This is a genomic window from Bacillus thuringiensis, assembly GCF_001595725.1.
GTDB lineage: Bacteria > Bacillota > Bacilli > Bacillales > Bacillaceae_G > Bacillus_A > Bacillus_A thuringiensis_K.
In genome coordinates this window covers 2,468,562-2,488,330 of sequence record NZ_CP014282.1, presented here as the reverse complement: position 1 = coordinate 2,488,330, position 19,769 = coordinate 2,468,562, and the positions used below count along the sequence as shown (strand labels likewise).

Genomic DNA, 19,769 nt, shown 5'->3' with positions numbered 1-19,769 from the left:
ATCAAAAAAGTCAAACAAACGTTGTCATATCAGGGTTTGTTTGACCTATCATCTTATATTCTTGATAAAATCTCCGGATCCCTATTGAAATATTTAATAATGGAGCGTTCTCACCACCGCGGGTTATGCATTCGAATCGATATACATAGGAGAAAAAATCTTCTGTTTTTTCATCTTTTATCGGTCCTGACATCGCCTCACAAATATTTTGTGATCTAAGAGGAGAAAAATAGATTTCTTCTTCATTTGTATTTTCTAAATATATAGGGCGCTCACAAAAAATATGTGAGATTAAAGCGGGCACCCACTTAGAATACGTTTCATTATCATGTAGTACTGGCAAATTAGAAATCAAATCGGATTGCCATTCATATTTTGGTGGCTCTACTAATCTATTTGGCTTCCAATCATGAATAATCTCATACCAACTTTGAAAAATATAATCGAGCTGCTCTTGTTTAATAGGTTCTTTCGATACAATCCATGGTGTATTTTCATTTAATACGTACGGATTATGCTGAATAAACAATATATCGGAAAACATATCATACAATCTTTCATTTAAACGTTTCAACTTACTCGTTAATAAAAACGTCTTATAATGTATCTCTACGATGTCAAGCCATTCAATAGGAAAGTATATAAATGATACCTCTTCATTTAAAAGGGGTTCTACTATATTTTCAAATGTTAACAGCCTTAATTTTTTCATAAAATGATTCCTTCCTTTCTGTAGTTGTCTTGATTATCAAAATGCTAGAACAATAGTTACTTAATCTAATCCATTCAAACCAAGTATTTAAAAGAAAAGTAAAAACTGTTTATATAAATAAAATTTTATCAAAACAACTCTTTTAAAAATTTAAAGTAATTATCATTTACAACACCTCTGTATATTTATATTTCAATACATTTAAATTATACATTTTATGTGATGTATTGTACTTATCATTTACAATAACTTTACAGAAAAACAAAAAAGAACACCTTAAATCGGTGCCCTTTTTACAAATATTAACCTTTATGTAATTGAACATATAGATAACATGAATCCTCCAAATGAAATTGCTCCTAGTAAACCTACTACAAATCCTGTTAAACAAATACAATCAGCAAGACAAATAGAAGACTGCGATAATGGAACAAATGACCTACTTGTACTCGACCCATATTGTTTTATTTTCTCATAATTCATATCTAACATTAAATGAAGACATGTTACACCATCCTCAATAGTATGTAGAGATTCTTTTTCTAACCGCTCCAATAATTTACTATCAAAAGCAACTGCTAGAGGGTACTGCTTATCTAATTTCATATTTTGATAAATTAGTTGCAAACGAGATAATATATTGTTTTTCTTCTTTTCAGATGTTACTGTACATTTCATATTATTAAATTCATTTAATAATAGTGTCAATTCATCTCTTTTTCCGTATAAATCTTTAGCTATTTTTCTCTTTAGTTTATACGAATGGATAATAGATTTTAGTTCAATCATATTCATACACTTCCTAATTACATATTATTTACCCAATTATTTTATAGATAAACAGTACTTTTTAATCTTATTTAAATTACACTCAAGCATCTTCATTTACTATCGATTAACATTACATTAACCTTACAAAGTTGTAATAAATTCATTAGCTAGAAGAAATCAATCGCTAATCTAGACAGATATTTGATAGTAAAACCATAAAAAAAGCAATGATTAAATTTTAAATCTAGTCATTGCTTTATCCATCACATCTTGATTACACCTATATATCTTATTGTTACTCTTTCACTTGAATGATTGAATATATCCATTAATAATGGCTATATTCTTTGTTGGCACGTACATATATAAAACTAATGTTTTTTAATTGATAAAGTGAAACTTTAATTAGTCCTCACCAATCGGGCTTTTACGGACAGCCCGATTGGTGGGATAAATAAAAATTAAAAAATATAAATTCTAGTTTCATATCTTTATACTTACTAAGTTCAATTAATTTCTCAATAATTATGGTGCCATTTCCTATATATTTCCGTCTGCCGCTTAGATTTTTCTGTACTATAAATGCCAACACCTCCTAGTAACCGGTTTCTATGATGGTTAAGAAATTTCTACAAAAAAAAGCCCTGATTAGGGCTTTTTTTTCTATTTCTCCAGCAAAGCTCTCTATGAAATTGCTAATCAAAAAAGACACACTTAGATTGATGCGTCTTTTTGTGATGCCTCTTTTGTGAAATCATATAAAGCAATTGCGCCTAAAAGGACAAGTATACCTTGAGGAACATCTAGCAAAATAGTTTTCCAAATTTCTGGAATTACCCATTTGATATCTGCTGCTGTTTCAAGATATGTTTGGAAATAGCTTATTGTAAAATTAATTATCCCTAAAAACACAAACAAAGATAAACCAAATCGAATTAATTTCTTATTTGTAAACATATAACACCTCTCAAAATTCATTGGATATTCCTGCTTTTGCTTCTTTATATTTCCATATCCCTATATTTAATTTTAACACATAAAGAACTCAAAAAGATACAATATGCATATTTGCATATTGTATGAACAGCATTCCATGATGATTTAGAAATTCCCGTAAAGAAAAAGTAAATCCGTTACAATTAACAGAGCCGGTTTCTTTTCTTATTTAACTTCATACCACCAATCTTTACGTTCTTTGATTGTAAAATAAGTGTGACAGAATTTTATCCAGTTAATTCGTAGACAATTAAATGAGCTAACTTATCGATATTCTATTTCGCCATATCCGTAGCACTAATGACTTTACGCAAATTTAACAAGAAAAAATATATAGATAGGTATGATCCATACCTATCTATAACATTACTTCTATTCTTTATCCAATTACGTCTTTTACGTCTGTATCCACTGGCCACTTTTCTAATATATAAGCCATTTCCCAAAATGAATATTCATATTGACTGCTAATAATAAAATGCTGTTTCATACGCTTACGGTCTGCCTCTGTTACTTTTTCAGCGATAGTATCTAAACGTGTAATTTGTTCTTCAACTAGCGTACGGAACCAATCAGATCCATAAGCAGAAATCCATTCGTTATAAATTGGCTCTTCCGGCTGACACTCTTTTAAGCGTTCGCCAATTTCATAATACAACCAATAACAAGGTAAAATTGCTGCAATGATATCTCCTAAATGTCCTTCATAGGCAGCACGATACATATGTGAAGTATACGCATATGCAGTTGGCGCAGGAATAAAATTATCTTTTTCTTCTTTTATTATCCCTAGCTTTTTAGCAAAATTCTCATGTAAAGATAACTCGGCCTCATATGTATTTTGAGCATGGTGTGCCATACGAGCTGTCGTCTCTAATTCAAGAGCTTTTGCAGCTCCTAAAGTTTGCACTCTAGCAAAATGACTCAAATAATATGAATCTTGAAGCACATAATAGCGAAAACTAGCTAAATCTAACGTTCCTTCACCAAGTTTTTTTACAAAGGGATGGTTAAAACTCGCTTCCCAAATTGAATCTACTTCTTTACGTAATGATTGTGAAAAAGTCATTTAAATCCCTCCAATAATGTATAAAATATAAGTATTTATCCACAATTATTAAAGCTGTAAAATAAAAAAACTTTCTTTACAGGCGTAAAGAAAGTGAAATTGACAGTATTTATTTACTCATTAAATAGCAACGTCTTTCCCACTTCCCTACGCTGGCATTAACCAGATCAGGTACTAAGAGTCTCAAAATCACATTTGATCTCAGCCTATAAAAGGCCCCCCTAGTGGATAAATATTTTGTTTTTATAATGTATTCATCATAGCATACTTCGTGAAACTATCAAAAGAATTCGTTATATGATTCCCTTAAAACCCTTCTTCTTTTCTAACTTTTAATGATGTTTCAATAATCATATCTAATAGTTTGCTATAACTAATTCCCGCTGCTTCTGCACTTTTTGGCAATAAACTTGATTGTGTCATCCCTGGTAATGTATTAATTTCCATTACATATGGAATTCCGTCCTTCACCATCATATCAACTCTTGCATAAACACTACATTTTAATGCTTTATAACAAGCAAGTGACGCTTTATTTACACGTTCATTAATTTCTGCTGGAAGTTCAATAACTTCCTCAACTGTACTAGTATCATCATATTTTGCATTGTAGTCAAAGAACTCGGCTGCATGTCGAATTGAAACTATAGGTAACTGTTTTCCATCCAGAATTGAACATGTAATTTCATCACCTTTTATATACTTCTCAATTACTACTTCAGAATCCCATTCGAATACAGTTTCTAGCATTGAGATCAATTCATTTTTATTATAAACGATTTTCACTCCGACACTCGATCCGCCAGAGTTTGGTTTTACTACTAATGGAAATCCTAACTTATCTAACTCATCAAGATTTAGATCCTCCATTTTTGTAAGTTCAATCCAATCTGGTGTTTCTACACCTTCATAACGTAAAATCTTTTTCGAAATATTTTTATCCATACATATACTGCTAGATAACATATTACTTCCGCTATAAGGAATCCCTAAACTCTCCAGTGTTCCTTGAACTGTCCCATCTTCTCCGTATTTTCCGTGTAACGCGAGCAACGCAAAGTCAATGTCTTTCGCTTTTTCAATTAAATCCACTTTTTCATTTAATGTAATTGGAACTATTTCATACTTATTTTTATCTAAATGAGCAATCATTTCATTCCCCGTCATAATTGAAACTTGTTTTTCAGACGATACCCCGCCCATAATAACACCGATTTTCATTTTCTCAACTCCAAATTTCATTTTTTAATGTATCACCAATTATTTTAATTCCCCGAACTATTTCTTCTTCTTTCAAGCGCGAAAACCCTAATCGGAAAGTGTTCGCTCCTTCTCCATCAGAGTAAAAAACATCTCCAGGTGAAAACGTAACGCCTTTCTCATAACACTTTTGTAAAAGTGTGCGGGCATTCATATGCTCTTCTAGCTCTATAAATAAATGAAGGCCACCATCTCCAGTCATTCTTTTGAAATGAATGTACTGGTTACATGCCCCGACAGCTAACTCATATTTTTTCTTATAAACAGATCTTGCCTTTTTTAAATATTTTTCAAAATATCCCTCATGTAAATATTGAAACAGAACAGCTTGATCTAGCGTAGATGTGTGAATCGTTCTTGCTCTTTTTACGCTTTCTAAATAATGAATCAGCTCTTTATCTGCAATAATCCAGCCTACACGTAAACCAGGGAAAAGTACCTTTGAAAAGCTACTAATATAAATCACATTATTGCCAGCTCCAGCAAAAGTTAATAATGGAGCTAAATGTGAACCTGAATAACGTAGTTCTTCATTAAATCCGTCCTCTATAATAGGAACGTTGTATTTTGAGAATAACCTCATCAATTCCGTTCTTTTCTCTGAACTCGTAACAATACCGGTTGGATTATGATAAGAAGGAATTAAATAAGCAAAATCAAAATCTTTTTCACGCAAGCTTTTTTCAACTTCATTCGTATCAATACCATCCTCATCCATATCAATCCCATGAACTTCAAGTCCATGTAAGCGGAAAAGCTTAAGTGCAGCGTGGTGAGTTGGATTCTCACAAATGACACGCCCGGATTTTTTTGATAAAGAAGAAAGTACAATATCCAATCCTTCTGTAAATCCATTTGTAATTAGAATATCTTTATTGGAAATGTCTACACCTTTCATTTCCATGTAATGAAGTAAATAATTCATTAACGGTCTATATCCCTTTGCATATCCGTAGTTCAATACGATGTCCCCTTCAATGGACATACGAGTAAGAAAAGCTCTTTTGAAATTTTCAACATCAAATAGCTTCTCATCCGGGGCTATACTATTAAAAACAATCATTCCTTTTTCCCAACGAACACCATGTTTCATTAAATCTAATTCATCCGCTAATGCGGTCACTGTATTAAGTTTATTTTTCCAATCTATTTCAACAGACGAAGTGTTAGATATATCCACCTTCGCAACAAAGTTCCCTTTTCCTTTAACTGCATAAATGAGTCCTTCTTGCTCTAAATCTGCATAAGCAGCGAGTACAGTGTTTCTACTCACGCTTAGTAATTCACTTAGTTCTCTTGTTGATGGAATTTTTTGATCCCCGAGCAAATGCCCTTTCATAATCATCTTCTTCAAATAATCTTTCAATTGAATATAAACGGGACGATCTTTAACAACTTTAAAACCCTTAAACAATTTCTTCCCCCCTGCAATCATTTTTGCATATTTATTTCATTCTCAAAAGGTCCACGACATATGTATTTTTTATAAAGGGCGGTACGGTCTTACAAATCTTTTCGATATAAGTTAATTACATCTTTTAAAGCTGCAGCTGCAGCGCCTCTTGGATTAGAAGCCCCACCAATTGTAGTAACTTGTCCCATCGTATCTGTAAAGAACGTAATTCCTTTTTCAGTTCCATTTACTTTTGCTAACGGATGTTTTTTTTCTATTTCGCACGGTTCAACATTTAAATTGATATTGCCACCCTCATCCTTATATGTTGATGCTATTAATTTAATAATTTTATGTTGTTCCTTAGCATTTCGAATTTGCTGTTTTGTAACGTGCTCGATTCCTTTTATATGTATATCAGTAAGTGTTTTATCTGTTTCCATTAAGCGGTTTGTCAAAAGTAACAATTTACACGCACTATCTGAACCACTTATATCTAATATAGGGTTTGTCTCAGCAATTCCTTTATTTTGTGCTTCTTTCAGTGCTTCTTCAAATGTCATATCTTCCTCATACATTTTCGTAAGAATATAATTAGTTGTTCCATTTAATATTCCTTCTATTTTTTCAATACTACAACCAGCTAAACTAAATTGTCCGATATCTAGTGTCGGTAGTGCAGCGGCTGTTGCACCGCTATATCGAATTCGTACATTTGCGCCTCTTGCTGCTTCATTTATTTCTCTCCAGTTTGTAACGAGCGCACCTTTAGAAATTGCTACTATATCCATCTGTTTCTCAATCGCTTGTTTCATATATTGTTTCCCTGGATTTCCATCTTTAAGATTTGTAACTGTTGATTCTACCAATACAGTACCACTTATGCTAGTTGTTGCACGTTCCTTCGGATGATACTCTAAATATTTTTCAATTGCAGCGGTACCGCCACCATACATTAATAAATGATGAAGTGATAAGCCGTCTTCATTATGTATTGCAATATTTCTCCCTAATACGCCACTTACAACTAATTGAATCCCATATGTTTCATATATATATGAATATTTTTCATTTAATAATTTTATAAACTCTCTGCCTACTGTTCCGTATCCTGATAATACAACTTGAATTTTCATAATATCCCCCCATATTTTTCTACCAAATCCCTCTTTCAATATAATATAAAGCGCTCTCGAATTCCATCGAGAGCGCTTTATTATTACCTATTTCGGTAAACGTGATAGCTTTTCAGCAATTGTTCTATAAAACTCTTGAATGCTAGAAAAACCTAACGAGTCTGAAACACTTAACCCTACCATGTCGAGATGGTCCCAATTCGCTTTCGTTTCGATATGATTCCATTTTCCAATCTGTAATGACTCATTATTATTTACAGTAACATTAGAAGATGGTGCAATCATAGAATTTGTATTTACTACACCATCATTTTGCCACCAAGAAGTATCAACTAGCGGACGGTTTTCTTCATATCTCGCATAAGAACCTAAGAAAAATGCATTTCCCATTAACACTTTATTCATCGTTATATGAGGCAAATGTAAACCTGTTATAGGTGCTGCTTGTGATGCATGTCCACTATAGGATAAATAATACACATCTGGTTGCGTCTTTACCCAATTATTTAACTCCTTTGCACCATCTGTACTTAAATCCCATTGACTTATATCTTTTGTATTTTTCCAAAGTGAACTATTTAGAATACGATTACTATATTGGAAAAAGGACTCTCCAGGATTCTTCTTTATACCCCATTGATCCAATTTAAAATCATATAATGATAAATTATTGTTTCCCCCAAAGCTTGCAGCTGTAATGAGTAAATCTTTAACAAACGGCAGTAGAAGACTACCATCCGCAAGTGTTGTACCGTTGTGAGGGGTTGCTAATGTTGTAACACTATGAACATATGATTTTCCGCCTTCAAATAGTGGTGATATTTTGGTGTCTGGATGATTTTTCACATAATTCTTTTCTTCAAAACTCCCTTCTTTTAATAGCTGTACTAATGTTCTAATCGTTTGTCCACCCATGCTATGTCCAACTAAATGAACTTTATTTGTTTCACTCCAATTCGGCGCAAAACCACTATAAGTTCTGCCAAAACGATTATGTCCATGTTTCTCAGCATGTACTGCACCATAGTCTACTGTCCCACCGCTAATTTGTGCATACAATTCACATGCACGATCCCAGTTACTAGAAACAGGTCCAACAGCTGCGGTATGTACCGTATAACCATTTCGTTTCAAATCTTCCTGTATATCATAAACACCACCCCAATATTTTACACCAAGCATTTCTTCTCTACCCCATCCAGCAAATCCATTCACCAATATGATAGGATAATTATTTTGCTGCCTCTCTTCAGCGTATGATATTTTCGCTGCGAATGAACATACGGTCACTAATGCAAAAAAACATATTTTTAAAAATAACTTCCCCATACTTTCTCCCCCTAATAAAACGTTTACATTTTTCTTTTTAAAAAATTAACAGAATAATTTAACAACTTAAATATAATGTAAAGTATTTTATATACGTTGTATATATAGAAAACATATACAAATGTTGATAAATATTAATTCAAGTAAATATTTACTTTTTACAATATAACTTGTAAATCTATTTATTAGGATTTATAATTAGATATAGTTTCCTCATGTTAAAAAGATTTAAAAATCATAAGAAAACTAATCTCATTGCTTGAAAAGGAGGAAAAAGCATGCAAATCGGATCAAATATTCATACATTATCTCAACCTACTAAAATAACTCCATCTACTCTTGAGCATAATATTATCTCTTCTAGTAAACTTGAAAGTAAGAAAGTAAATGATCCTATCAAGTTTGATATTCGTTCATCTGAAAAAGAAATGAAACAGCCTGAGCATAAATTTAATGAATTAGATTTATGGAAGATGTTAAAGGATAAAGGTGTTCCTTTATGGATCATCCTTGAAATGCTACAAAAGGCTCGTAAAGAAAAAGAAGCCCAAAATAATTCAGTTCAAAATTCAAATGGGATTGAGGAAACAAACGAAACTCGATTAAATGAAGTAATGTAAAGCATAATAATTGATTTGTCTATAAACTAAAAAGAGTTCGAAACTGATGAAATTTTTATCAACTTCGAACTCTTTTTTAAGGTTTTTCGCCAATCGTTACGAATTGAAAAGATACTTCTCCTTCCAAACCTTTAATTAACTTTTTTACTTTGACATTTTCATTAATCAATGTATTATCTGTTGACATTTTAGGTTTTTCGTCACCTAGAGATTTTTTCAAATGAAGAAGATGCATTTTCATTTCATTTGCCTTTATTTCTTTATACACACTATTTTTTGCTATAATCATATACCATTCCGTTGAATATTTACGATTGTTGCCTATCCAAGCATCACTATTGTATGTAACAGGAATCTCTTCCCCTCCTATTTTAATACTTTTCATAGTCTTATCGGCTTCACTTGTAAATAATAGTGCTCCTTCTTTTGGGAATTTCGGTAACGTATCTATAATATAATTGGAGCCATTATCTTGTTTTCGAAAAAGTTTTTCTTTAATCAATGCTTGTGCTGTAGATTCATTTAAAATTAAGACATTTCCATTTCCAACTTCCCCTTTTTTCACAGAAAATACTTCATTTTCTTTCGTAATTTCCTGATAACGATTAATAATTGGTGAAATATTATTTTCATCTCCAATAATTAATACACCGTTTGCAGGAAATGGATTCTCCTTTTTAGAACATGCACTAAAACTTATTAATAGTAGTATCGTTAACATAAAAATAGTTAAAGTTCTTTTCATCTCGTTTCCTTTCATCATACAGTTCATTTTTCTACATACTTTATTGTAGTCTTACAAGCTAATAAATTCTATTGCTCCATAACCTTATAAAGCTTTTGCAGATAACGCCAACGGGTTATAAAGAAATATAAAACTTGTATACATATAAATGAAATTAAAATAACGATAGAGCTATTTATGATAGAAAAATCGACTAATTGCTGTAATGCTATATAAGCGACTACAGTATGAATCACTGCAACGACAATTGGTAAAAAGAACATTAATAATAACTGTCTCGTTACAACTTTTTTTAACTCACCTTTACTTAATCCCATTTTCGAAATCATTTTATATTGCTGCTGATCGCGATCCAAATCTGTATATAATCGGAAATAAATAAAACTAGCAGCGAATGTAAAGAAGACGATTCCGACTAAAATACTTACCATAAGTAATAAACCATTCTTTTGCTTTGCTTCCAACAAGTTTAATGTTAAAGCTTCAAAGTAGAAATCTCTGTCCCTAAGATCTTTATCGAATATACTCTTTAATTGATTGGAAATCTCTTTCGTTTTTATCCAATCATCTACAACAAATCCGTAAGTACGATATGGAATTTCTTTATTAACTGGGTCACTAGTAAGAGGCATTCCATCATATACCTGATCTTGAACAGCGATATAAATAGTTCTAGAATCGTGTGGTAAAACTAAATTTTCTACAGCTTTTTTCACATGAAATGTCTTTGTCCAGTCACCTTGAATGACTTCTATATTCTTTTTATACTCGCCATTTTTAAATTCTTGTTTTTGTGATACGACTCCAGGAATTAATAAAATTTCATCTTCTTTTTCAATTGTTTCTTGTTGATAACCTAGTGCTTTAGCAAGATCGTTGTATTCACTTAACTTCATTACATTTACGCCATTTTCTGTGTATATATATGAAGATGAAGCCATTCGATACGGAATATTAGCATCAGAAAGGTGCTTTTTTATAATAGAAAGATTTTTATTCAATACTTTGTCATTTTCAAGACTTCCATACAAAAATGTATAGGGATTTGTCATCCTTACCAAATCCCTATTTCCAATTGCGGCTGTTGTACCAATTGCTGTAAATGCAACTGCTGAAACAATAGATACTATAAAAAACATCGTTGCATTATCTTTCATACGGTAAATTAATTCAGAAAATGTTAATATATTTGTTCTCTTTAAAAAGAAAGAGTCCCTCCTTTTAGCAAGGCGCAATATATACACGCTACACTGTGTATATAAAAAGTACGTTCCTATAATTACTAGGAGCACACCTATTCCAAGCGTAATAAAATTGGTACTTGGTATGAAGCGAAATACTGAAAAATATCCATACCCTATACTAATTAAAGAAAGTAGCGATAATAAAACTGAAGATTTCGGTTCAGGTTTTGGCTTTTCCTCTGCTCGAATAAGTTCCACAAGTTCCGTTACTTTTATCATTTTAAATGTAAATAATGAAACAATTAAAAACAAGAAAAGAAATGTGATAACTGTTAATAATACAGCCCGCACTGGTATATAAAAAGGTAAACCATTATTAATCATTAATACACTTGCACTTATCAATAAGACTAGTTTAGAAAATATGAGTCCAATGAAAATCCCTATACAAATTGAACCAAGTCCAATCAACATATTTTCAATTAATAATAATTTCTTAAGCTGTCTCATTGACATACCTTGCATCAATAAAACGCCAAATTCTTTCTTACGCGTTTTTAAAAACGAACTAACTGAATATAAAATGAAGAAAAATGAAAATACAAAAATCAATCCTTGCGAAACTGAAAATCCCAATGTACCAAATGCACTTATTGTTGCACTTGTCGATTTCAACTCACCTTGTAAATCAGGATGAAATAATAAAAGAGCATACGTAAAGAAAATCATAATAGAAAATGCACTACTTAAAAAATGGGCAGCATATGTACGCTTATTACGAAAAATATTATTAGATGCGAACTGACGAAAAGTCATGCCTTTTCCCTCCTAACAAAGAAAGGACATCCATAATCTTTTGATAAAAAGTTTGCCTACTTTCACCACAATAAATTTCGTTATATAGTTGACCATCTTTAATAAAGATTACTCGGCTGCAAAAGCTCGCTGCATACGGATCATGTGTAACTAACATCATCGTTGCTTTTTCTTCTTTATTTAGAGTATCAAGCATCTCCATTACATCATTTGAAGATTTAGAGTCTAAATTCCCTGTTGGTTCATCTGCAAGTAACAATTGCGGCTTATGAACGATCGCACGAGCGATTGCTGTTCTTTGAGCTTGTCCCCCTGATATTTCAAACGTTCTTTTATTCAATATATCTGTAATATTTAACTTCTCTGCAATCTCTTCCAATCGCTTGTTCATTTCTTGCACGGAAACACCATCTAAAGTCATCGGCAATACGATGTTTTCTTTTACAGTAAGTGTGCTAAGAAGATTAAATGATTGAAAAACAAATCCTAATTGTTTTCTGCGGAATAACGCTAATTCTTCTGATGATAATTGAAAAGGATTTGTGCCATTAATAAATATTTCTCCCGATGATGGAGAATCAATAGTAGATACCATATTTAATAACGTTGTTTTCCCACTACCTGATGGACCCATAATTCCTACAAATTCACCTTCTTGAATTGATAAATCAATATCTACTAATGCTTTATAAGGTACTTTCCCTTTATATACTTTACTAATACTTTTAGCCTGTAAAATTTCCATGTATATTCTCCCTTCATTTCCACTACTCACTATAAAGTGTAAATGAATTATCTTACAGCTCATATTGATTCATCTTTCATTTACCTTACACGCTTGTAAGATTTCTAAAAAAACTGACAACATAATTATTTCAAACTAAAATTAACGCATAACTATCTTATAATAATTGTATAGTAGTAGGAAATATAATGTATAATAAATCTTTATTATATAAATGAGAAAAGACCGATTGCTATCGGTCTTTTACTACCAAACGTTATATTTTTATCCACTCAGATTTTCTCAATATATAATGATTATATATTTGATTTTCTATCCTCTGTTGGCTCTTATAAATAAACCCGCATTTTTCAATAACTTTATTTGATGCTACATTGTTAATTAAAGCAATTGCGTTAAGGACATTTAAATTTGTTTCTTTAAACAAATAGTCAATTAAACCTTTAGTCGCTTTTGTAGCATGGCCATGATTTTGATATTCATTTGAGATAGCATACATTATCTCTCTGTTTGGTGAAGCGAGTTCTTCTTTCATACCTGTGCAGCACCATCCAATGAGTTGATTTGTAGCTTTCTTAAATATTCCTAGCTTTAACATATGATTATCTATGTTATTCGTAGTTTTCACTGCATCAAGAAATGCTTTGTTTGCTGGTATTTCATAATCTGCAATCCAATCCACCCTTTGTTCTTTCGTTGATTTCCAGTCTGGTAAAAATTTTGCTATTTCCGGTTGATTTGCTATTTTATAAATACTCTCTGCATCTTTGACAGTAAACTCTTGCAAGTATATATCTCTACAATCTATTTTAAATAACTTAGTGAATCTCTCTTCTCCCATGTTAATCCCCCTTACTTACGTTATAGCTCCTTAATCTGCTTCGTAAGTTCCATAAACCGTTCATCCAGTGCTTTATATTCTTTGTCTTTAGAAGTTAAAAAGCTTAATTTTCCTAATACTTCTTGTCTCTCTGTTTCTAACGTTAAACGTAGCTCTTCAATATCATCTCTTGTTTTAGTAGGTTCTTCTAGCTGCTTTTGTATCGTATTGTTTGAAAACACGAGTTTTGTGTTAGTTGTTTTCTCCAGAAAATATCGATCGTGAGATACAATTACTAATGTTCCGTTATACTCAGCTAATGTATTTTCAAGTTGTTCACGTGAAGGTAGATCCAAGTGATTCGTCGGTTCGTCTAAAATGAGTACATCTTTTTCATCTAAAATATAAGCCATTAGCTTACACTTTACTCTTTCTCCCATACTCATATGCTCAATCGGCTCTTTCCATTGAGACGCTTGGAATCCTAAATGTTTCATTAAATTTTGGACTTTTCCTCTTTCTTCAAACGTCTCTTTAAAAAATAAATTTTCTGGTGTTTTATCAAGCGGTAAATCAAAAACTTCTTGTGTTAAATAGCCGATGTTTGCTGAAGGTGAAATCCATATTTCTCCTTCAGCAGTTTCCGTTCCCATAATCATCTTCAGTAATGTTGTTTTCCCACTACCGTTTGGTCCAACAATCGCAACTTTCTCACCGTGCTGAATTGTAAAATTAACGTTTTCAAATAATACTTTCCCATGAAAGTCTTTTTTTAATTGCTTCACTTCTAAAAAACGTTTTCCTACTTTTTTGTTCGCTTGAATAGAAAACTCAACTGAATACTCTTCTTTCACACGTTCTACTTTCGCTTTCTCCAGCTCTTTTTCAAGTCGTTTTCGTTTTGACTTCACTTGTGCATCCATTCGCTTCGCTTTTACACGATAGAATTCTTTCACACCTTCTTGTTTTGTAGACTGCGCGTGTGCCTTTTGTGACCATGAACTCAATTCTTTTATATGTGTTTCTACTTGTTCTATCTTTTTTTGCTGCTTTTCATATTCACGCTGCTGCGACTTCCTTCTTTGCTCACGTGCTTTCATGTAGCTCGTATAATTACCACTATGCTCAATTAATTTTTTGTCCTCAATTGACCATATTTTTGTTGCGACAACATCTAAAAAATATCGATCATGCGATACAACAATAACTGTACCTTTCATGTTTTTTATTTGTTTAATGAGAAATCCCGTACTGATCTCATCTAAATGATTTGTCGGTTCGTCTAATATTAAGACATTAGGATTTTCAGCAAATCCTTTTGCTAATCGAATTTTCAGCTTTTCACCACCACTTAAAGTATGAAAATCGTTCGTTGGCACGCTCCATTTCGCAAGAAGTTCTGCTTCTTTTGCAATTACATCATTACTAATAAAAGATTCTATTTCTTGCTCAACATATGCGGTTGTCATATTCATTTGCTGCCATTCAACAATCCCTTTTGAAGGCTCAATCTTTCCATTTATTAATTGAAGTAACGTTGATTTACCAGCACCGTTTTTACCAATTAATCCGATAACATCCCCTTGTTTTACTGTCACATTCATTTTCTCTAACAACATATTTTCTTTTATTTCAACATAAACATCATTTAATTTTAATAGTTCTTTCATAATACCGATCCCTTTCATTAAGGGAGAATAAAAAAATCCTCCCAAATAAATTTGGCAGGATTAGTCGTTAAAATATTTACACCCAAATAAGCTATTACGTAACATAAATAGCAATACCGTTCTATGGAAATTGGGCAGACTAATCCTATTTTTTAGAAATTGAAATTTATTGAATTTCAACATTTAAAAATAAGATTAGTTAATCATCGTCCACCCATCATTCCTTTCCGTCATTAGTAACCATATTGTACCATGATAATACTGTATGCGTAAATATTATTATTTGTACTACAAAAACCATTATTTTTCATTTCTACAATTTCATGTGCTCGTATCTTTAATTTTTACTAATTTGTATCGTTTATTCATATGAAAACTTAAAAAAAAATACAAAACAAGGCTAAAAAACTTATCTCCAAAGTTCTTTAGCCTTGATCAATTTTTACACATTAAAAAATATTACTCGTACTGCCGTACCTTTATCAACTTCTGAATGAATCTCTACACTATGACCTAATTGTTTTGTAATTTCATATACAAGATATAGCCCCATTCCTGTTGATTCTTTAAAACCTCTACCGTTTTCTCCTGTAAAGAAAGGTTTGAAGACTCTTGGTAAATCTTGCTTCGGTATACCTACGCCATTATCAGCAATTTCAAGTATAACGGTATTACCTTCCTTACAAGCTTTCACTTTAATCTTTTCTCTACTTCCTGATGAATATTTAATCGCATTCGATAGTATTTGCCCAATTAAAAATTGTAACCATTTCACATCACTTTCTACAGTAATGCCTTTATCAATTTCAAGCTCTGGATATACAAAATTCCGGATAAAGAACCGTTTATGCTCATGTACCGAATCATTCACTATTTTATGTAGTTGTACTCTTTCTACATAAAAATCTTGTGTAAATGCTTCTAAACGTGCGACATACAGAGCCATTTCTAATCCCTTTTTTAATCGATCAGTTTCCTCATTTATACTTTCAAAACGTGAATCTACTTCATCCTGTGTAATTAATTCTATTACAGATAAAGGTGTTTTCATTTGATGGATCCACTGATTCATAAAGGTTAAATGGTCATTATTTTTTCTCTCTTGCATTTGCAGCTGATTTTGATAATGTCGATATTGCACCTCAACTAGTTCTTGAAGAGCAGCCGATACAGCTGCAAAATCAGATTTTTGAACAGATTCATCCAAAGATTGCATCGGGTTTGCTAAGCGCTCATAAAAAGAACGATGTGTAAAATAACGAAACACTAAATAACTTCCCATAAAGAAAACCCCTAGAAACATTGCATATAACGCCGTTGTAATGTGATTATGCCCATCAAACCAATATACGAGAAATATAGCTAGTAGTTGAATTATAGTAAAGCAAATAAGTGGTATATGATCACGTATAAACAACCTTATCATTTTTCTATACCAGTATCCCAAGTAATATGCAATCTATATCCAACACTACGAATCGTTTCAATCGCACCTTCTATATGTAACGTTTGTAACTTTTTACGCACACGTGTTGTATTTACACTTAATGTATTATCATCAACATAAGATTCGCTATCCCATAATTTATTTAACAACACTTCCCTACTCACAACACGCGGATAATTTTTCATTAATGTCTCTAATAAAATAGCTTCGTTTCTCGTTATATCAATCTCTTCGTTTCTAAGTTTCAATACAAGTCTTTCAGGATATAAACAAAGGCCTTGTTGCTCAATCATTCGCTCTTCTAGTTTCGGTGCATAATCTCCATATGCACGTCTTAAATGACTACGAATTTTCGCCACTACAACTTCATAATGAAAAGGCTTCGGAATAAAATCATCGCCACCGTTTTCTAACGCCATAACTTGATCCATCGTACCTTCACGAGCCGAAATGAATAGTATCGGACATGTAGAAACACCACGAATTTGACGACACCAAAAGTAACCATCAAAACTCGGTAAATTAATATCTAATAAAACTAACTCTGGTTGTTCATCTAAAAAAATGTCTAATACATTTTGAAAGTCCGATACAATAACTCCTTGATAACCATATTTCGCAACATATGTTGATAATAGTTCTGCAATTTTCATATCGTCTTCTACAATCATAATTTTGACCATTATTGAACTCCTTTTTAATGCACAATCTCAAATATACTTATATAAAATAAATACTACCTCTTTTCACAAAATCCGTAAATTAAAAAAAGGATGCTTTTATACAAAAGTATCCTTTTTCGTCCCTTATCTATTTAATATGAAATTTACTAAAAGTAAATCCTAGTTTCTCCACATAATCCATCCCTAATTCCATACGCGCCGTTTTCAACGGGTCCACAACTTGGCAAACTTTTAAATTACCTGCTGCCGATAATAAAAGAGTTGCATCAGCTTTAGACATTGCTAATTCTTCATGTAAAAATGTCACCATATTATGTACAGCACGACTTGCTGCATCATCTAACAATTTCTCTGAAGCAATCGTCATCATTTTTTCTTTTTGAATAGCCATTGGTAACGGCCATTTCTTTTCTTTTATAATTTGAACTGTTACAGTTACCTCACCAGCAACCTCTACACCACTAACACCAATTTCACCATCCCCCATCGCTGCGTGTAAATCGCCTAATGCTAATAGAGCACCAGGAACATTTACAGGTAATAGCAATGTCGTCCCTTCTTTTATCTCTTTACAATCCATATTTCCACCATGATCATGCGGGGTGCCACATGAAATGCTCTCTTCTTTCGGCGCAGTACCAATAACACCAATCATTGGATTAATCGGGATTTGTAGTTCACTTGAAAACAAAACATGTTCGTTATGTATTGGGACAATTTTCACTGTATTTTCATTTAACTCATCCCCCATTACACCAAGGTTTGCACCTGTAGTTAAAACGCCCTGCTCTGCAATTTTAATTTTTTCAATCGTTACGACTAATATATCACCAGGTTCTGCACCATTAATAAATACTGGACCAGTCGCTGGATTAATTCGGTTCCAATCTAATTCTTGAAACGCAACATCTTCAGAATCAATTTGATTTTCAAAGCAATCATATGTTTCAAATACAAGACGACTCCCTATTTCTACTTCGATACAAGGCTGATTATCTGGTGACATTGAGTAAATGATATGGTCTTTATGAATTCGATACATAATACCTCTCCCTTTTATATTTATCTACTATTACTAATTAGCTTTTTTTATACAAGCTCCTCTTAAAGTTAATATTATTTTTATGTAAAAAAGCACGCAGATTGTTTTATAACATACAATCTTTACTATAACAGAAAGGTGGTATTGCTATGCCCCTTATTCCATACAACGAAAGTGATGTTGATTTACTAGCTCGTTTAATTCGTGCTGAAGCTGAAGGCGAAGGTCGCCAAGGTGAGGAGTTAGTTGGATGCGTTGTAGTAAACCGTGTATTTTGTGATTGCTTAGATTTCAAACAACTCCGTACCGTACGCGACGCTGTATATCAAAGCCCCGGCGGATTCGAAGCAGTACAATACGGGTATTTTTACCAACGCGCTCGTGAATCAGAAAAAGAAATCGCACGAAAAGTTTTGCAAGGTGAATGGCGCTGGCCCGCACGATGGGCACTTTGGTATTTCCGTCCAGTTGGAGCTTGTTCACCTGAATGGTATAACCAGCCATTTGTAGGACAGTTTAAAAGCCATTGTTTTTATGAACCAAGTGGTGATGAATGTCCGAAAATGTATTCACGATAGTAAAAAAGAAAACACTGAAAGTACCTGCTTTTATATATACTTTCGGTGTTTTCTTTTTATTCAAGTAATCTAATAGTAAGATAAAATATTTAACTCCTATAACATTTTATTAATTGAATATTCAACATGTACTGAAGTTTCTTAGACTAATAGAAACCAAATGGTATATAAGAGATTATCACTAAATAACAACTTTTAGTTTTAATATATATATTTGTTTATAAAAAAATGATAAACTAATTTACGCATTGGAAAAATTTTATAATGATAAAAAGGGGATCACTATGAAATTACTACGTTTATTTCTCATTCTAACTCTTGTTGTATTATTAAGCGCATGTGGTAATACAGCAGTAAAAGTCACCAAGGTTCAAAAAAACGGCGAAACAACTTTAAACATTGGCTCCCTGAAAGGGTATTACGATGTACAAACGATCAAAACTGAACAAGGAAATGTACAATTCCCTTTTGATGCAACCGTTGAAGAGGGTACAATTTTATTACAAATCACTAAAGACGATAAGGTCATTTACGAAGAAGAAGTCACTTCTCAAAAAGAAGGTTTACTTTCTTTTAAAGCACCAAAATCTGGATCTTATAATTTAATTGTACGCGTAAAGAACGAAAAAGAAAAAGCAAAAGGTATACAAATACATACAAAACTATAAAAAAACGGCAAGCGAATTCTAGCTTGCCGTTTTTTTTATAACTCAATTTTCATAATATATACTTATCGATTAAACGAATTGTTTT

At 32.2% G+C, this 19,769-nt stretch carries 19 protein-coding genes, 1 pseudogene and 1 riboswitch; of the genes and pseudogenes, 3 read left to right on the top strand and 17 right to left on the bottom strand.

Features of this window, described 5'->3' with window-relative positions; genetic code table 11:
- Window positions 1–10: 10 nt before the first annotated feature.
- The 9 genes and pseudogenes from AXW78_RS12470 to AXW78_RS12435 all read right to left on the bottom strand — a co-directional run bounded on the left by AXW78_RS12470 (window position 11) and on the right by AXW78_RS12435 (window position 8,666).
- Complete coding sequence (locus AXW78_RS12470; RefSeq protein WP_061884202.1) at window positions 11–712, bottom strand: pPIWI_RE module domain-containing protein; 702 nt, start codon at window positions 710–712, stop codon at window positions 11–13.
- A 309-nt stretch (window positions 713–1,021) separates the two neighbouring features.
- Window positions 1,022–1,507, bottom strand: a complete 486-nt coding sequence (locus AXW78_RS12465; protein WP_002164034.1) for a hypothetical protein — start codon at window positions 1,505–1,507, stop codon at window positions 1,022–1,024.
- 207 nt (window positions 1,508–1,714) lie between these two features.
- Window positions 1,715–1,846: pseudogene (locus AXW78_RS33835) on the bottom strand (site-specific integrase); the annotation flags it as partial.
- Window positions 1,847–2,197: 351 nt separating this feature from the next.
- A complete protein-coding gene (locus AXW78_RS12460) occupies window positions 2,198–2,461 on the bottom strand; it encodes a DUF3937 domain-containing protein (RefSeq protein WP_002082716.1) in 264 nt (87 codons plus the stop codon).
- Between the two features lie 397 nt (window positions 2,462–2,858).
- Window positions 2,859–3,548: a thiaminase II gene (gene tenA, locus AXW78_RS12455; protein WP_061884201.1), complete on the bottom strand. Its 690-nt coding sequence runs from the start codon at window positions 3,546–3,548 to the stop codon at window positions 2,859–2,861.
- A 127-nt stretch (window positions 3,549–3,675) separates the two neighbouring features.
- A riboswitch (TPP riboswitch) is annotated at window positions 3,676–3,781 on the bottom strand.
- A 73-nt stretch (window positions 3,782–3,854) separates the two neighbouring features.
- Complete coding sequence (locus tag AXW78_RS12450; RefSeq protein ID WP_001999863.1) at window positions 3,855–4,769, bottom strand: D-alanine--D-alanine ligase; 915 nt, start codon at window positions 4,767–4,769, stop codon at window positions 3,855–3,857.
- 4 nt (window positions 4,770–4,773) lie between these two features.
- On the bottom strand, window positions 4,774–6,222 hold the full coding sequence (locus AXW78_RS12445) for a MocR-like pyridoxine biosynthesis transcription factor PdxR (protein ID WP_061884200.1): 1,449 nt from the start codon (window positions 6,220–6,222) through the stop codon (window positions 4,774–4,776).
- Between the two features lie 89 nt (window positions 6,223–6,311).
- Window positions 6,312–7,337: a homoserine dehydrogenase gene (locus AXW78_RS12440; RefSeq protein WP_000701765.1), complete on the bottom strand. Its 1,026-nt coding sequence runs from the start codon at window positions 7,335–7,337 to the stop codon at window positions 6,312–6,314.
- Window positions 7,338–7,424: 87 nt separating this feature from the next.
- On the bottom strand, window positions 7,425–8,666 hold the full coding sequence (locus AXW78_RS12435; RefSeq protein ID WP_061884199.1) for an esterase/lipase family protein: 1,242 nt from the start codon (window positions 8,664–8,666) through the stop codon (window positions 7,425–7,427).
- Window positions 8,667–8,944: 278 nt separating this feature from the next.
- On the opposite strand from AXW78_RS12435, the gene AXW78_RS12430 reads away from it, so the two are divergent.
- Window positions 8,945–9,286, top strand: coding sequence for a DUF3914 domain-containing protein (locus AXW78_RS12430; protein ID WP_001165512.1), 342 nt, complete (start codon window positions 8,945–8,947; stop codon window positions 9,284–9,286).
- 76 nt (window positions 9,287–9,362) lie between these two features.
- Here the strand turns inward: AXW78_RS12430 and AXW78_RS12425 are convergent, their stop codons facing one another.
- The 8 genes from AXW78_RS12425 to AXW78_RS12390 all read right to left on the bottom strand — a co-directional run bounded on the left by AXW78_RS12425 (window position 9,363) and on the right by AXW78_RS12390 (window position 18,438).
- Window positions 9,363–10,049, bottom strand: a complete 687-nt coding sequence (locus tag AXW78_RS12425; RefSeq protein WP_000975421.1) for a lipoprotein BA_5634 family protein — start codon at window positions 10,047–10,049, stop codon at window positions 9,363–9,365.
- A 50-nt stretch (window positions 10,050–10,099) separates the two neighbouring features.
- Window positions 10,100–12,031, bottom strand: a complete 1,932-nt coding sequence (locus AXW78_RS12420) for an ABC transporter permease (protein WP_061884198.1) — start codon at window positions 12,029–12,031, stop codon at window positions 10,100–10,102.
- On the bottom strand, window positions 12,006–12,776 hold the full coding sequence (locus AXW78_RS12415; protein ID WP_000404440.1) for an ABC transporter ATP-binding protein: 771 nt from the start codon (window positions 12,774–12,776) through the stop codon (window positions 12,006–12,008). The genes AXW78_RS12420 and AXW78_RS12415 overlap by 26 nt, the downstream gene beginning before the upstream one ends.
- Before the next feature lie 256 nt (window positions 12,777–13,032).
- The gene (locus AXW78_RS12410; RefSeq protein WP_000503534.1) at window positions 13,033–13,617 is read right to left on the bottom strand and encodes a GNAT family N-acetyltransferase; all 585 of its coding nucleotides are present in this window, start codon (window positions 13,615–13,617) and stop codon (window positions 13,033–13,035) included.
- Window positions 13,618–13,637: 20 nt separating this feature from the next.
- Window positions 13,638–15,266, bottom strand: coding sequence for a ribosomal protection-like ABC-F family protein (gene abc-f, locus AXW78_RS12405; protein ID WP_061884846.1), 1,629 nt, complete (start codon window positions 15,264–15,266; stop codon window positions 13,638–13,640).
- Between the two features lie 442 nt (window positions 15,267–15,708).
- Window positions 15,709–16,692, bottom strand: coding sequence for a sensor histidine kinase (locus AXW78_RS12400; protein WP_002164031.1), 984 nt, complete (start codon window positions 16,690–16,692; stop codon window positions 15,709–15,711).
- Window positions 16,689–17,396 (bottom strand): response regulator transcription factor, encoded by a 708-nt coding sequence (locus AXW78_RS12395; RefSeq protein WP_000239007.1) that lies wholly within the window; start codon window positions 17,394–17,396, stop codon window positions 16,689–16,691. Before AXW78_RS12395 ends, AXW78_RS12400 begins: the two co-directional genes overlap by 4 nt.
- 127 nt (window positions 17,397–17,523) lie before the next feature.
- Window positions 17,524–18,438, bottom strand: coding sequence for an acetamidase/formamidase family protein (locus AXW78_RS12390; RefSeq protein ID WP_000285656.1), 915 nt, complete (start codon window positions 18,436–18,438; stop codon window positions 17,524–17,526).
- A gap of 149 nt (window positions 18,439–18,587) precedes the next feature.
- On the opposite strand from AXW78_RS12390, the gene AXW78_RS12385 reads away from it, so the two are divergent.
- Complete coding sequence (locus AXW78_RS12385; protein WP_001128399.1) at window positions 18,588–19,016, top strand: cell wall hydrolase; 429 nt, start codon at window positions 18,588–18,590, stop codon at window positions 19,014–19,016.
- A gap of 284 nt (window positions 19,017–19,300) precedes the next feature.
- Window positions 19,301–19,684: a BA_1872 family lipoprotein gene (locus AXW78_RS12380; RefSeq protein WP_061884197.1), complete on the top strand. Its 384-nt coding sequence runs from the start codon at window positions 19,301–19,303 to the stop codon at window positions 19,682–19,684.
- Window positions 19,685–19,769 lie beyond the last annotated feature (85 nt).